Source organism: Vibrio neonatus (assembly GCF_024346975.1).
Lineage (GTDB): Bacteria > Pseudomonadota > Gammaproteobacteria > Enterobacterales > Vibrionaceae > Vibrio > Vibrio neonatus.
In genome coordinates, this window is sequence record NZ_AP024886.1 from 658,435 (window position 1) to 672,768 (window position 14,334).

Consider the following 14,334-nt stretch of genomic DNA (forward strand, 5'->3'; position numbering starts at 1 on the left):
CATTTGTAATGATAGCAATGCAGGAAACATCTTTTCTCTCTGCAAAATTCAAGACCTGACCCCATCGATATGTACATATGGATAAGTGTTGATTCCCTTAACTTGCGACCTATTTGCATTGTTTATGCAGGGAAATGTAGTAAATGTGTTCTTCCAAATGTTTTTACAAACGCAAGTATTTGGAATGATTTTTCGCGTCCTTCTAAATTATCCGTTGCTGATTGGTCGTCAGAGTCTGACTCGAAATTACCCTCAAGCTTGTTATCACAAGCTCATGCATGACCTATCATTTTTAATGATAGGAATGTGGGAAACATCTTTTTTCTTTGCAAAATTCAAGACCTGACCCCATTGATATGTAGCACGATTAAGCAAAGAAAAAACCTTAAGTGCCAACGTTGAAAAGTCGTGATCTACACAATCTTTGTTTCCATTACTGTAAGAGCTGTTAGCGGGGTATATATTAAAAGTTCTTAAATATCATGGACGTAAACAATAAAATGAAAACAAGAAACTATGTCGCAGCGAGCCTTCTAAGCGCTGTTGCTATTGCTGTTAGTGGCTGCTCTCAAACTCCAGCGCAAACAGAGTCATTTGACTTTGTGATCGGCAATTCCACCATCAACCCAAATCTCTCTTCTGGTTCTGCAATGGTGGTAAACAATAGTAAAATTATTGTTTCAGGTGATGACTCACCATGGTTATTTGATGTGGCTGATGACTTTTCTATTGATAGCAAAACGCTTATCGACAACTTCCCAGTCAATCAAGACAATCGCGTAGCCCACGCAACAAAACCTGATTTCGAGTCAATGACGCTGCTAAATTACAACAATCAACCTTATTACTTTGTGGTTGGTTCTGGCAGCAAAAAAGTGTTACGTGAAAATGCGTATCTAATCCCAGCTGATGGCGGGGATAACATCAAGTTATCGCTGTCACAATTCTATACTGATTTACACAGTGCTGCGGGTTTCAAAGACGAAGAAAAAATAAACATTGAAGGCATTGCGAATTCTGCAGATGAAACTTACATTTTCAACCGTGGTAATGAAGGTAAGAATGCAATCTTCACAATGAAAACTGCCGATATGTTGAATTATCTGCAAGGTAAGATCGATCATATTCCTTCATTGGATGTTGTAGAAATTACATTGCCTAGCATCAACGGTGTGCAAGCATGCTTATCTGGTGCAGATTTTTGGCAAAGTAGCAACAGCTTGATTTATACGGCTTCAGTTGAAGGTAATAATTCAAGTAGCGTGAATGATGGTGAGATCCAAGGCAGTTTTGTTGGGGTGCTACCTATCGATGCACTTAACAATAAAGAGAGTCTTGATCTTACGCCATATAGCCAGTTGATACAAAATGCTGGCAAACCAGTGATCACCAAAGCGGAATCTATTGCAGTTGCTGAGCAAACTAGCGAGCAAGCATCGGGTTATGTAGTGAGTGATAATGACAATGGTACAAGCCAGTTCTTTACCTTCACTATCCATAAGCCTTCCGCTTTATAATTTTTAGCGAGTAGAATGTAGTGGTTTAATGATCCCGGACACCCAATTAGGTGATAAAGTCACCACAATTAATGAGGTGTTCAATGACAAAACGACAACGACGTACATTTTCTTCTGAGTTCAAAATGGATGCAGCATGCTTGGTTCTTGATCAAGGTTACTCAGTTCCCGAAGCAGCACGCTCAATGAATGTTGGTGAAACGGTTTTACGGCGCTGGATCGAACAGCTTAAGATCGAGCGAGGTGGTATTACCCCAACGGCCAAAGCGCTTACTTCGGAGCAGATAAAAATCCAAGAGTTAGAAGCCCGGATTAATCGACTTGAGAGGGAAAAGTCGATATTAAAAAAGGCCACAGCTCTCTTAATGTCGGACGAGCTCGAACGCTCTCGTTGATTGATCACTTAAGGGAGCATGAATCAGTCAAGTTGTTGTGTGAGCTTTTTGATGTAGCTACATCTTGCTATTACGAGTTTAAACAGCGTAAGCCCGATGCTAATCGTGTTCGGCTTGCTAGCAGGATAAGAGAGCTTTTTAACATTAGTCGTGGCTCTGCTGGAAGTCGCACGATTGTGTCTATGCTTCGCTCTGAAGGCATCAAAATTGGCCGATTTAAAGTACGGAAGTTAATGCATGAGGCCTGTTTAGCAAGTAAACAACCCGGCTCCCATCGATATAAATCGGCTAAAACAGAACGTCCAGACATCCCGAATTTGTTGAAAAGAAAATTCTCGGTAACCATTCCAAATCAAGTTTGGTGTGGTGATATTACTTATATTTGGTCAGGCTCAAGATGGGTATATTTGGCAGTTGTTCTAGACCTTTATAGCCGTCGAGTTGTTGGCTGGGCTCTATCCAACAAACCCGATTCGGCTCTAACAACTAAAGCTTTAGATATGGCTTGGGAACAGCGAGGGCGACCAGATGGTATTATGTTCCACTCAGATCAAGGGGTTCAATACGGGAGTCGCAAGTTCCGTCAAAGACTCTGGCGATATCGAATGGCTCAAAGCATGAGCCGACGTGGAAACTGTTGGGACAATGCGCCGATGGAAAGGTTATTTAGAAGCCTGAAAACAGAATGGATTCCGGCAACTGGTTACATGAACCAAAACCAAGCCCAAAAAGACATCAGCTATTACCTGATGAACTATTACAATCGACAGAGGCCACATCAAGCAAATGATGGGGTTTCGCCGGTTACTGCCGAAAATCGGCTTAAGATAGTGTCCGGTATTTGTTGACCACTACAAAGCTGGATTTGAACGGTGAAGTGAGAGTTTGAGTTAACTTAGACTGTTTTGCTAAAAACATTCGGCTTGATATATCCATAAACAGATCCTTCTATCTAAATATCTTCAAGATTATTGAAGCAAGTATGATGCCAATAGTTAACGTATTGTTTTTATTAGATAACTGCATTTTTATTTAGTGCCTGTCCTTAAATTATGATCTTTATTGGGGTAGAGTGCTCAGACTAAGTGCAGAAATAGCGGCGGTTTAAATCTCTGGTCTATTTGACAAACTATTCGGTGCCTGTCCCTAAATCGTTTATAAGTGCTTTGACGGATAAAGTGGCATTAGATCTTGAATCGACTAAGGTTTTTACAGGTGTTTTAAAAGTGAAGAGTTACTATGCACGAAGATTGGGCTGCGCTAGGCATTGCTACTGTGGGTATTGTCGGTTTAGGTTGTCAATGGTTGGCTTGGCGATTGAAGCTTCCTGCCATTTTGTTCTTGCTGTTAGCTGGGATTATTGCAGGCCCTGTAACTGGTTGGTTTCAACCTCAACAAGTGATTGGTGAGCACTTTTTTGCGTTGGTATCACTGGCGGTCGCGGTCATTTTGTTTGAAGGTAGCTTAACTTTACGCTTTGCTGAAATAAAAGGTGTGAGTAATACAGTATGGTCAATTGTTTCCATTGGGGCATTGATCTCGTGGGCATTAACCAGTATTGCAACTCACTATTTATTGGGGTTTGAATGGTCTTTAGCACTGTTATTTGGCAGCTTAACCGTGGTTACAGGCCCTACGGTGATTGTTCCTTTATTGCGAACCGTCCGTCCCACTTCTCGTTTATCCAATATTTTGCGCTGGGAAGGGATCTTAATTGATCCACTTGGTGCACTTTTTGTCGTCATGGTTTATGAGTTTATTATCTCTAGCAGCTCTTCACAAAGTTTTGAAGTCTTTGGCATTATTTTAGTCATTGGTTTTGGCGTCGGGATTGCAGCGGGTGCTACGATAGCAGCACTGTTGAGACGACGTTGGTTACCTGAATACTTACAACCGTTTGGTGTATTAACTGTGGTATTAGCGGTATTTGCTGTATCCAATTATCTTGAGTCTGAATCGGGACTACTCACGGTAACTGTGATGGGCATATGGCTGGCAAATGCTCGAGATGTCAATATCCAGAGTATTTTGCACTTTAAAGAGCACCTCACGGTTATGTTCATTACCGGCTTATTTATTTTGCTTGCCGCACGTATTGATCTTGAAGATTTTCATGCTTTGGGATGGAGCGCTGTCGTGTTATTTGTGGTTATTCAACTGCTCTCAAGACCGTTATCAATTTTTATTTCTACAGCTCGCAGCAGTTTACATTTCAAAGAAAAGTTGTTTTTGGCATGGGTAGCACCTAGGGGGATTGTGGCCGCTTCTATTTCAGCATTGTTTGCTATTAAGCTTTATGCGTTTGGAGTTGAAGAAGCTAAGTTATTAGTTCCTTTAGTCTTTATGGTCATTATTGGCACCGTTGTTTTACAAAGTGCGACAGCAAGGCCATTGGCAAATTTTCTAAGTGTGGCCGAACGTTCACCGAGAGGGTTTTTAATAATTGGTGCTAATGATGTTGCCCGTGCTATGGCGCTAGCACTTGCAAAATACGATTTACGGGTGGTCGTTACCGATTCAAACTGGGATTACATTAGCCAAGCTAAGATGTCAGGGTTGGAGTTTTATTATGGTAACCCTACGTCCAGTCATGCGGATGAGTATTTAGATCTAATTGGAGTGGGGCATGTGGTTGCTTTGAGCCCTGATAAACATTTTAACATTATGGCATGTATGCAGTATTTGTCTGATTTTGGTGAGAATAGAGTGTTTTGCCTTAAAGATCTAAAAACTGATGATGGAAATAAACATACTGTAAGCAAAGGCTCTTTTGGGCAAATACTGTTTGATGGAAAACACAGTTTTAAAAAGCTCGCGAGTTTAATCAACCAAGGTGCTGAAATTAAACACACTACGCTAAGTGATGCTTTCACGTATAAAGACTATTTAAATCAATACAAAGATGCATTACTACAGCCACTTTTTGTGGTGACTGTCCTTAAAAGGATTCATATGGTCAGTGACAACGCTTCATTTTCACCACAAGCGGGAGAAACGGTAGTCTCACTGATAAAATCAGCGGAATAGATGGTTTTTCTCCTTATTCATTACGCAATGAATAAGGATATGTTTATGAATAAAGCCATTATGGAAAAAATTGTCCATAATGATTGGGTGAAATGAATCTTTTTGATGTACGCAGAACCTCGTAATATGCACGCCATCGACAACGCTTATGAGGAATTTCTACATGTCGCATCCAATCATTAAAGATCTAAACAGCCGTTATACAGCTAAAAAATACGACGCAAATAAACGTATTTCTGCTGAAGATATGGAAGTGCTAAAAGAAGCTATTCGTTTATCTGCATCTTCAATTAATTCACAGCCTTGGAAATTTGTTGTGATTGAAAGTGAAGCAGCTAAGCAGCGTTTTCACGATACTTTTGCCAATATGCACCAATTTAATCAACCACATGCGAAAGAAGCGTCACACATTATCTTGTTTGCACACAATCCCAAATACACCAAAGATGACTACCGAAAAGTGGTAGATGTTGAAGTTAGTTCAGGCCACCTTCCTGCCGACATGTACGACAACATGCTCAACGGTGCATTTGGTTTTGTTGATTTAAATACGGATGAAACAGGCTTTAACGGCAGTTGGACAAAAGCTCAGACCTATATTGCCGTGGGTAACACGTTACACACTTTAGCTCGCATGGGGATAGCCTCTACTCCGATGGAAGGTGTTGACTCAAAACTGATTGGTGAAATATTTGCTGAAGAGCTAGGTGATTATCAATGTGATTTTGCTTTAGCTATTGGCTACCACTTAGATGGCGAGGATTACAATTACGGTAAACCTAAAGCGCGTTTAGCTACTGAAGATGTGATTACAGTTATTTAGTCGTGAGTTGCGAGAGATTTAATAGAGGCTAGGTGTAAACCTAGCCTTTTTCGTGTTTGTAACATCGCCATTATATTGGCTACTTTTTATTGAATTCGGTGCCTGTCCTTAAATCTTGATTTAAAATTTGTGAGTTAGAGCACAGAGACCTTATATACCTATTTAAATAAAAAGCATATTGTATTACAATTATGCGAGTTGCTAGAAGTGTATGGGATTTGCCTGTTTATATAAGGCTTACTCATTGAATTATCGACACTTTTAGTGAAGCCTAAAATTAAACAAAGAGAACATCAATATGTCTAATAAAGTAGCATTTATCTCAGGCGCAACTGGAGGCATCGGCTTTCAAGTTGCAAAACGTCTTGGTCAAGATGGATACACAGTCGTTCTTAACGGCATCGAAGATGACAAAGGCGCAGAGCGTCTAGTTGAGCTTAAAGAAGCTGGTATCAAAGCTGAGTACTACGGTTTTGACGTAACTGATGAGCATGCAGTAACTGCTAACATCAATGCTATTGGCGAAAAATACGGTCAAATCGACGTTGTAGTAAACAACGCTGGTGGCCTAGGTGGTCGTAGCCCAATCGAAGGCATGGAAACTGATTTCTTCCGTAAAGTAATGGCTCTTAACCTTGATAGCGCGTTCTTCGTATCTCGTGCTGCAATCCCATTCTTGAAGAAGTCTGATAATGCATCAATCATCAACTTCACTTCAAACGCTGCTTGGAACGCTGGTGGCCCTGGTGCTGGTATCTACGGTACTTCTAAAGCTGCAGTACACACTCTAACACGTGCGCTAGCTAAAGAACTTGCTCCTGCAAACATCCGTGTTAATGCTGTATCTCCTGGTACTATCGATACTCCATTCCATGCGCAAATCAAAGCGACTAAGCCAGAAGTATTCGCTTCTTGGGCTAACAGCATTATGCTAGGTCGTCTAGGTCAACCAGAAGAAGTTGCATCTGCAATTTCTTTCCTAGTAAGCAAAGATGCTTCGTTCATCACAGCTGAAACGCTACAAATCGGTGGTGGTCAAGCTCTAGGTATTTAATTACCGCTTTAAACTCACAATTAGTTTAATTGCTTGAATTGAAACAGTAGGTCTTGATAAAAGATCTGCTGTTTTTTTTATATGGTTCGATAATTATCAAGGACACACACCGAATAAAAATTAAGTTTTATTTCTGACATCTAAAGCAACGTATATTTGCTTGATACTTATTCGAATGAAATTGGTTGACCTTTTACTTCATGGTTTTGTGTATGCTTGAATTGGTAGCCGATCATTTTAGGAAGGATATATTTTATCCTGCAATTTTTTCTCTTCACATTTAGAGAATAAGAAACTACTTAATTTAACCAATACATATGTATCTTCGATTTACCTAGCAGTAACTTAGCATGTTCAATTTGATATAGCCTCGTACTGATCGCTGTCGTTCGACGACGCTCTAGATGGGTACAGACCTTAATCCAGTGTTGTTGATCAAAGCTAAGTCTTTGTAAGATAGGGGGTAGAGTATGGTCTATAGACGCTTTTCCTTCTCTGAACTCTTGTGCTGTCCAGTCCACTAATTCAATATAATCCATCAGCTTGAATGGAATACCACTTTGAGTTTCATTACTTGAATGACCAATAAACGGGCATAGGTAATTTGGTGAAATGCAGCCATTTCCGAGGGCATCTAACCTAGCCTTGATTGAAGTATATTCAGATGCTTCAGGCATTTTAGCTGTACTTGCTCTGATTGGATTGAGATCGACATAAGCCATTGCGGCTAAAAGTGCTTGGTCATCGAGTAATGCTTGGCTTTTAAAACGACTCTCCCAAAAATGGCCTTTACAGTTGTCTTCTCTGTTAGCTTTACATGCGATTTCAAAATTTAAGTCTTTCATAAACCAACTTAAATCCCATAATCTCTTTCGCCAGAGCTCGATGATTTTGTTGCATTTTTCTTCTTCAGCACGGTTAGTTAGTTCTTTTCTTAACCAGCGTTTTATCAATAAAGGAAGTTTATGATCAAGGCTCCATCTTTCTACAACCTCGAGTTGTGATAAAGCTAATGCTTTGTTTTTATTGATATATAATACCAGATGATAATGATTACTCATAATGGCGTAAGCACAAACGTCGATACAGTAACAGTATGTCAATGCAATAAGCTTTTGCTCGACCCATTGCTTTCTATGATTGTAACAAGTGCGCTTTTTGTAGTCGTGACCGCATAAATAACTTTGTCGGACACATCGAGATACGCAGTGGTAATAAGGAGTAGCGTCAATCGATACTAGTTGTTTGCGTGCAGTGGTCATATTCATCAACTCTTAAAAAATCAGATAGAGTTTATTTAGCCGTTAATGAATAAAAAATCACGGTATTGCGTAGAAAATCATACTGTATTTGGTACTTTTAAAGGATTCATATCAAGATTTGATTAAGGGACTGTCCTTGGAAGGTGTTTCCTAATTTTAGGCAGAAAAAGTGAATGAGATTTAGTGTGTGTCCTTGAATAAGATTGAGTTCAATTCGGTGTGTGTCCCCAAAAAAGGAAAGAGCCACTCAAGACTGAGTGGCTCTTTTAAACAATAACTTAATCGTAAATTGTTGGGATAGGTTGGCGCTTGTGTTGGGTGCGTGTGTAGATGTCGATGATAGTTTGTTTTGCGTCTTCTGCTAGAGGTTTTCCTTCTAGGAAGTTATCAATATCATCGTAGGTAACACTTAGTGCGTCTTCATCGGCTTTTTGTGGGTCAAGTTCTTCAAGATCGGCGGTAGGGACTTTAGTGACCAGTTGCTCTGGTGCACCTAGTGTTTTTGCTAGTTGGCGAACTTGGCGTTTGCTTAGGCCAAATAGAGGGGCAAGATCGCAAGCTCCGTCACCAAATTTGGTGTAAAAACCGGTAATGTTTTCAGCAGAATGATCAGTACCAAGCACTAGGCCGCCAACGTATCCTGCGATTTGGTATTGAGCCTGCATGCGTGCACGTGCTTTTAAATTACCTTTTACGAAGTCAATTTTTTCAGCAGATTCAGGCATTAAACCTGTACCTTCCAGAGCGACAGAAGTGGCTGCGTGCATTCCGTCAACACCTGCTGCAATATTTACGGCAACTGAATGGCTAGGCTTGATAAAAGAGAGCGCAAGTTGCGCCTCATCTTCATCTTTTTGCTCTGCGTACGGTAGACGCACAGCGATAAATTGATACTCTTTTTCAGACTCTTGGTTAAGCTGATCTACCGCAATTTGCGCTAAACGACCACAAGTTGTTGAATCAACACCGCCACTAATACCAAGTACCACTGACTTACAGCCAGCTTCCAGCATTTTCTGCTTGATAAAGTTTACACGTCGTTCAATTTCAAAATCGACGTCGATGCTTGGGAGTACGCGCATTTCTTGGCGAATTTTCTGTTCCATTAGTTAAATGTCCTAAATATTCAAAGGCAACTTTTGATATCATATTGCAAATTCTCATTCGGCTCAATTTTCCAAAGCATAGAGGGCAATAATAATGAAAAAAATAGCGGTATTTGGCAGTGCCTTCAACCCCCCAAGTTATGGTCATTTGAGTGTGATTGAGCGTTTGTCCCATTTTGATCAAGTGTTATTAGTACCCAGTATTGCGCATGCTTGGGGAAAGCAGATGTTAGACTATGCAGAACGCTGCACTATGATTGAAGGCTTTATTAGTGATATACCCTGTCGCAATGTCGCCCTGTCACGTATTGAACAGACATTGAGTGAGCAAGAAGAGGGCAGTATTACCACTTTTCAAGTACTAAGCGCGCTGCAAGCCGAACATACAGGCGCTGAATTAACCTTTGTGATGGGGCCGGATAATTTATTTAGTTTTGCGAAGTTTGCTAAAGCTGAGCAGATAATGAAGCAGTGGAACGTACTGGCATGCCCGGAAACCACCGCTATACGCAGTACTGAAATACGCGAAAAACTTGCACAGCATCAAGATATTAACCATTTGACGACCAAAAGCGTCGTTAAAATATTGCAAAATCAACACTTCTACCGCACAATTTAACATTACTCTGACAGAACTCTCAAAGCAAAAGGACACTTGGATTAAGTGACACGATTAAATGCGACAGTAGCACTGGTATGTGGCACTTTTATGGCAGGAGCTCCTGAGGCTTGTGTTTTTGATCGCGATCCAACAAGAACCATCGTTTTGGTTAATTCTACTTTAGAGCTTTGTGAAGAGATTATCGATACCGTCGATGAAATCGTTGATGATTTATTAGTGACTACGCATTTAAAAGACGAGCCAACCACATTGGATTACTGGTCGAATTGGATGTTGAAAAATGTTGATGATCCCCTGTTAACCCAGCGCATAGAAGAAAGCTTTTTTGGCCTTGGTGTGTACCGTCCTGAAGAAATGACCACCAACGATGCAGACCTTTCGTATGAAGAGATAATTAAAACATACGGGGTTCAATTAAGTGTAGGCATTGGCGAAAAAGACAAACCGCGCGTACGAGTAGATTATCAATGGCATGAACACTTTGAAGATGTGGTTCATGTACAATTAGAAGTGCCGTTCTAAACATTCACTCGTAAGGCCTTTTCTACTAGCCCCACGAGTTTCCTATATCTATTACTACGAAGCCCGGCTTAATTATTCCCCCAAAACTGCCAAGCGAGCCGCTTGATAGCTTTGTTCACTACCAGCAAACAGTCTCTGCGCAATGTCCGCTTCTTTGGTTCCTGATAAGCGCAGCTTTTCCGCTTCTTTCACTCGCATCACCATTTGATATTCAATCGACAGATCTTTACTTGAGCTATCCCATTGATTTAATTTATGACTTAAAGAGGTAGTTTGTAAATTAGGGTTGAGTTCAAGCAGTTCATATTGCATTGCACTGAGCAATACTTGCTGATGTTCTGAAGGATCAGGCACGTTAGCGAGTCGATCAAATAATGCCACAACGAGTTCACTGGCTTTAACGTAACCGGCTTTATTAGGGAAAGGTTTGGTGAGGCGTTGTGAGGCTTCTACCACTTTACAGCGAGTATTAGGGAAGTAACTCAAAGCAGATAAGCAATTGGCGGGTAGCCAAAAGAAATTGCCTTTATCAATGGCATACTCAAGCTTACCCAAACGCACACTGACCAAACCCTCAACCACATAAATAAGTTGGTGCTTAAGCGTCGGCTTTCGTGAGGTTAATGAGAGGTAGTCAAACTGTTTATCTTCAAATTGTATCGCGTAATGCATGGGCAAGTTCAGTGTATGTTGAGCGTTATTTTAATTAGGTTAGCGCGATATGATGTGCTCTGCCAATAGCAACAATGTAAATAAATGGGGAATAATGCGACCTTATATGGTCTGACCTTACAATTTCATGTGCTAACTTGCTGTAAATTGTTTAATAAGCGCGTAAAATCGGCATGATTTTTTGCAAATGATGATGAATATGTCTACTGATAACGATATTTACCAAGAGATTAGACCCTATAACAACGAAGAAATCGCTCCAGCGATCGGTCGCTTAATTAATGACGAAGAATTTATCTCCGCTATTCTTAATCACAAATTCAACAATCACGCAAAATGGTTTCAGGCTCTCATGTCACCACTTGTGAAATTGTATTTGAAAAACCGTTGGGGAAAACTGGACTCTATCGACTCAGTGCAGATCGAGGTGGAAAAATACCTAAAGAAAGCGCTTGATGCCACCACTGATAACGTGAATTTTGACGGTCTTGATAAACTCGATCGAGATACGCCTTACCTGTTCATTTCAAACCACCGTGATATTGCGATGGATCCTGCACTCGTTAATTATGGTCTGCATAACACTCAGCACAAAACCGTTCGTATTGCGATTGGCGATAACTTGTTAAGTAAGCCTTGCGCAACTGAACTAATGAAAGTAAACAAGAGTTTTATCGTTAAACGTTCGGCAAAAGGCCCGCGTGAGATGTTGAAAACATTGGGTTTATTGTCGTCGTATATTAAGCACTCTTTAGAAACGGGCAATTCTATCTGGATTGCACAAAAAGAAGGGCGCGCTAAAGACGGTAATGACTTTACTGATCCGGCAATCATTAAAATGATTCAGCTAGAAGGGCGCAAACGCAAAATGTCTTTCTCTGATTATGTAAAATCATTAAAGATTGTCCCTGTGGCAATCTCTTACGAAATAGACCCTTGCGATATTGCTAAAGCCAATGAGCTGCATCAAAAAGCAACCAAAGGCGAGTATCAAAAGTCAGAGTTTGAAGATATTGAAAGTATCGTGAAAGGCATCACTGGCTACAAAGGAAGAGTGAATGTGAGTTTTGGCGATGTCATTGATAATGACTTAGACACTCCAGAAGCTCTGGCCGATGAGATTGATCGTCAAATCCATGATAACTATAAACTGTTCCCAATTAACTTGTTGGCCGCTGGCGTGGAAGATGACAGCACTATTGACCAAGCCACAAAGGATCAGTTTGCAGAGAAATTGGCACAACTCGAAGAGGGTGCGAAAGCCTTCTTAATTGATGGCTATGCGAATCCAGTGCGAAATCTATCTAAAGACAAGTCTGAGTTGGTTGCTTAACTTTCTTTATACCAATCACACTAAGTAAGTGATCAGATCTAGCGCAGGAAAAATGCTCGAGAACAAGGCAGAATTTTTCGATAAGTAGTTATTCTACAATCAAAAATTCTAACGCCGTTATCGAGCATTTTAACAAGCTAGAATGACCAGTTATTTAGTACGATTGGTATTACTCAATAAGAAGCCAGATAAAGAAAAGGTTGAACTTAGTGATAAGTTCAACCTTTTTAATTCAGATAACCGAATATTAACGAGAAAGAGTACGACTCTTAAGATCGAAGATAAGTTTTTCAGCACTTACTTCAAATTTCAGTTTAGCGTGAAGCTCAAACTGACCATCGTTTTCTACGATTTCAACTTGAGACTCAACCGCAGCATTCACTTCTTTAGCAAGGGCTAAGTAGTTTTGAAACTCAACTTCTACCGCTTCTTTGCTTGAAGAAAATAGTGATACTTCAGAAGTCTCATCACCCACGTTGATAACAAAGCCCATCTCGCCTGCTACACCGCATGCTTCACAAACTTCAGGTTCTTTTGTTACTTTTGACATAGTCAATCTCCTATAACGATTTGTTTCAGTTTACATAGCAATGATGTGATCAGCTACAAAAATATTTGTAAGATCTAAACATTTATTTAATAACGTGTATTGGGAATGTCATTTTGTCATTTGATTGTCAGAATAGAGGGGGATGCATTGAAACTCCATCACGACTATATGAGTATGATCTAAAACAAGATTTACTCTCCAATTATAGGTCGGTGTAATGCCAAAGCGCAGTAAAGAAGATACAGAAATAACCGTAAACATGATTATGGATTCGGTGCTCGAGCAAATGTTGACGATCGGCTACGACCAAATGTCTTATACAACGTTGAGCCAAGTCACGGGTGTATCACGCACTGGTATCAGTCATCATTTTCCTAAAAAAGCGGACTTTGCTTTGAAGCTGGAAAATCGTGTCTTTGATTTGCTGTTAACACACCTTAACTTTGATTCAGGTTTATTAGGTTTTAGCAAAAGCTGGCAAGCGTCATTGCACTCCTCACAATTTCTCGCAATCTTGCGTCTGATGATTCATCACATTACGGTCTGTGATGGGGCGAAAGGGTTCTCCTTGCAAGGAATCCAGCGTCTATTTGCTTTATTACGGGAGCAATATGGTGAGGAAAGTAAAAAAGAGCTTGAGTGGTTGCTAGGACTTGCTGTGATTCGTTTAGCCAATCAATAGTGGCGGAAACGCTCTTTGGCTAAATCTAGCTAAACAATAAAAACCGTATCTATGTATAATGCCAAAGCAATTCTCATCGTATGCAATGATCTGAGTAAACGACCTGAGTAAAAGTTTTAATATGAGTTGCTTATTCAACTCATTGAACTGTGTATAATCGGCCTCTCAAAGGCTAGGTAGCCATTCTCTTTATGTGTATTGCGCTGCTGAAAAAACGGACAATTAATGCAATTACTAACAATAAATAAGGAACAATATCGCGCCCGCTTAAACGTGGTTATTGTTGCTTGTATCGCGGGTTTAACGGCATCAAGCCTAGCGATTTCTCAAACCTTAATTCATTTACTGCCATCTGAGTCAGGCAGCCATTTTCATTGGAATGCACTGGGTGTGGTGGTCAGTGTCGCTCTATTAGGCATTACCTTGCTTAATTTAAAAACTCATCCAAAGATGAAAGAAGTGGTGTATGTATGGGAGCTAAAACATGCACTTAACCTGATTTATCGTAAGAATCGACAATTACTTGAACACGCCAAACAGGGCAATGAGCAGGCGATGCTTGCCTTACAGTTTAGCTACACTGGTTCGCGTCAATTGTGGAAGTTAGACGATAACACCATCACTATGGACAGCCTGCATAAGTCACAAATTCAGCTTGATGCTTGGGTTCGAGAGTATGACGTCCAATTAGACATTACTCAGTATCATGCCAATATTTTAAAAGCGTTTTAGCCGTTTTTTCAGCGAGCGTATATTAAATACCCCTCCT

14 protein-coding genes are annotated in these 14,334 nt (G+C 40.4%); 10 read left to right on the forward strand and 4 right to left on the reverse strand.

All coding sequences use genetic code 11. The annotated features are described in order from the left end of the window. The first annotated feature begins 500 nt into the window (after positions 1-500). The 5 genes from OCU38_RS15205 (at position 501) to OCU38_RS15225 (ending at position 6,816) form a co-directional block, all read left to right on the forward strand. The gene (locus tag OCU38_RS15205; RefSeq protein ID WP_261824360.1) at positions 501-1,517 is read left to right on the forward strand and encodes a DUF6929 family protein; all 1,017 of its coding nucleotides are present in this window, start codon (positions 501-503) and stop codon (positions 1,515-1,517) included. An 83-nt stretch (positions 1,518-1,600) separates the two neighbouring features. Further along, a protein-coding gene (locus tag OCU38_RS15210) for an IS3 family transposase (RefSeq protein ID WP_390625264.1) occupies positions 1,601-2,760 on the forward strand; the annotation gives its coding sequence in 2 pieces (ribosomal slippage) (positions 1,601-1,868 and positions 1,868-2,760; 1,161 coding nt in all). 391 nt (positions 2,761-3,151) lie between these two features. Beyond that, a complete protein-coding gene (locus tag OCU38_RS15215) occupies positions 3,152-4,939 on the forward strand; it encodes a cation:proton antiporter (RefSeq protein WP_261824362.1) in 1,788 nt (595 codons plus the stop codon). 163 nt (positions 4,940-5,102) lie between these two features. Then, on the forward strand, positions 5,103-5,762 hold the full coding sequence (locus tag OCU38_RS15220; protein WP_261824363.1) for an NAD(P)H-dependent oxidoreductase: 660 nt from the start codon (positions 5,103-5,105) through the stop codon (positions 5,760-5,762). Positions 5,763-6,060: 298 nt separating this feature from the next. Next, on the forward strand, positions 6,061-6,816 hold the full coding sequence (locus tag OCU38_RS15225) for an SDR family NAD(P)-dependent oxidoreductase (protein ID WP_261824364.1): 756 nt from the start codon (positions 6,061-6,063) through the stop codon (positions 6,814-6,816). Between the two features lie 299 nt (positions 6,817-7,115). Here the strand turns inward: OCU38_RS15225 and OCU38_RS15230 are convergent, their stop codons facing one another. Both OCU38_RS15230 and nadE read right to left on the reverse strand, forming a co-directional pair. Next, a complete protein-coding gene (locus OCU38_RS15230; RefSeq protein ID WP_261824365.1) occupies positions 7,116-8,078 on the reverse strand; it encodes a transposase in 963 nt (320 codons plus the stop codon). A gap of 278 nt (positions 8,079-8,356) precedes the next feature. Next, positions 8,357-9,184 carry an ammonia-dependent NAD(+) synthetase gene (gene nadE / locus OCU38_RS15235; protein ID WP_261824366.1) on the reverse strand — a complete coding sequence of 276 codons (828 nt, stop codon included), beginning with the start codon at positions 9,182-9,184 and terminating at the stop codon, positions 8,357-8,359. Positions 9,185-9,278: 94 nt separating this feature from the next. Here nadE and OCU38_RS15240 point away from each other — a divergent pair, with 94 nt between their 5' ends. Both OCU38_RS15240 and OCU38_RS15245 read left to right on the forward strand, forming a co-directional pair. After that, the gene (locus OCU38_RS15240) at positions 9,279-9,803 is read left to right on the forward strand and encodes a nicotinate-nicotinamide nucleotide adenylyltransferase (protein WP_152820720.1); all 525 of its coding nucleotides are present in this window, start codon (positions 9,279-9,281) and stop codon (positions 9,801-9,803) included. A 45-nt stretch (positions 9,804-9,848) separates the two neighbouring features. Beyond that, entirely contained in the window at positions 9,849-10,328 is a 480-nt protein-coding gene (locus tag OCU38_RS15245) for a hypothetical protein (RefSeq protein WP_261824367.1), read from the forward strand. A 72-nt stretch (positions 10,329-10,400) separates the two neighbouring features. Here OCU38_RS15245 and OCU38_RS15250 read toward each other — a convergent pair whose 3' ends face one another. After that, positions 10,401-11,000, reverse strand: a complete 600-nt coding sequence (locus OCU38_RS15250) for a hypothetical protein (protein WP_152820722.1) — start codon at positions 10,998-11,000, stop codon at positions 10,401-10,403. A 199-nt stretch (positions 11,001-11,199) separates the two neighbouring features. Here OCU38_RS15250 and OCU38_RS15255 point away from each other — a divergent pair, with 199 nt between their 5' ends. Continuing rightward, on the forward strand, positions 11,200-12,333 hold the full coding sequence (locus tag OCU38_RS15255) for a 1-acyl-sn-glycerol-3-phosphate acyltransferase (RefSeq protein ID WP_261824368.1): 1,134 nt from the start codon (positions 11,200-11,202) through the stop codon (positions 12,331-12,333). Between the two features lie 247 nt (positions 12,334-12,580). On the opposite strand, the gene OCU38_RS15260 is transcribed toward OCU38_RS15255, so the two are convergent. Further along, complete coding sequence (locus OCU38_RS15260) at positions 12,581-12,883, reverse strand: YfcZ/YiiS family protein (protein WP_261824369.1); 303 nt, start codon at positions 12,881-12,883, stop codon at positions 12,581-12,583. A 217-nt stretch (positions 12,884-13,100) separates the two neighbouring features. On the opposite strand from OCU38_RS15260, the gene OCU38_RS15265 reads away from it, so the two are divergent. After that, on the forward strand, positions 13,101-13,565 hold the full coding sequence (locus tag OCU38_RS15265) for a TetR/AcrR family transcriptional regulator (protein WP_261824370.1): 465 nt from the start codon (positions 13,101-13,103) through the stop codon (positions 13,563-13,565). A gap of 225 nt (positions 13,566-13,790) precedes the next feature. Beyond that, positions 13,791-14,297 carry a DUF3087 domain-containing protein gene (locus OCU38_RS15270; protein WP_261824371.1) on the forward strand — a complete coding sequence of 169 codons (507 nt, stop codon included), beginning with the start codon at positions 13,791-13,793 and terminating at the stop codon, positions 14,295-14,297. Positions 14,298-14,334: the final 37 nt, after the last annotated feature.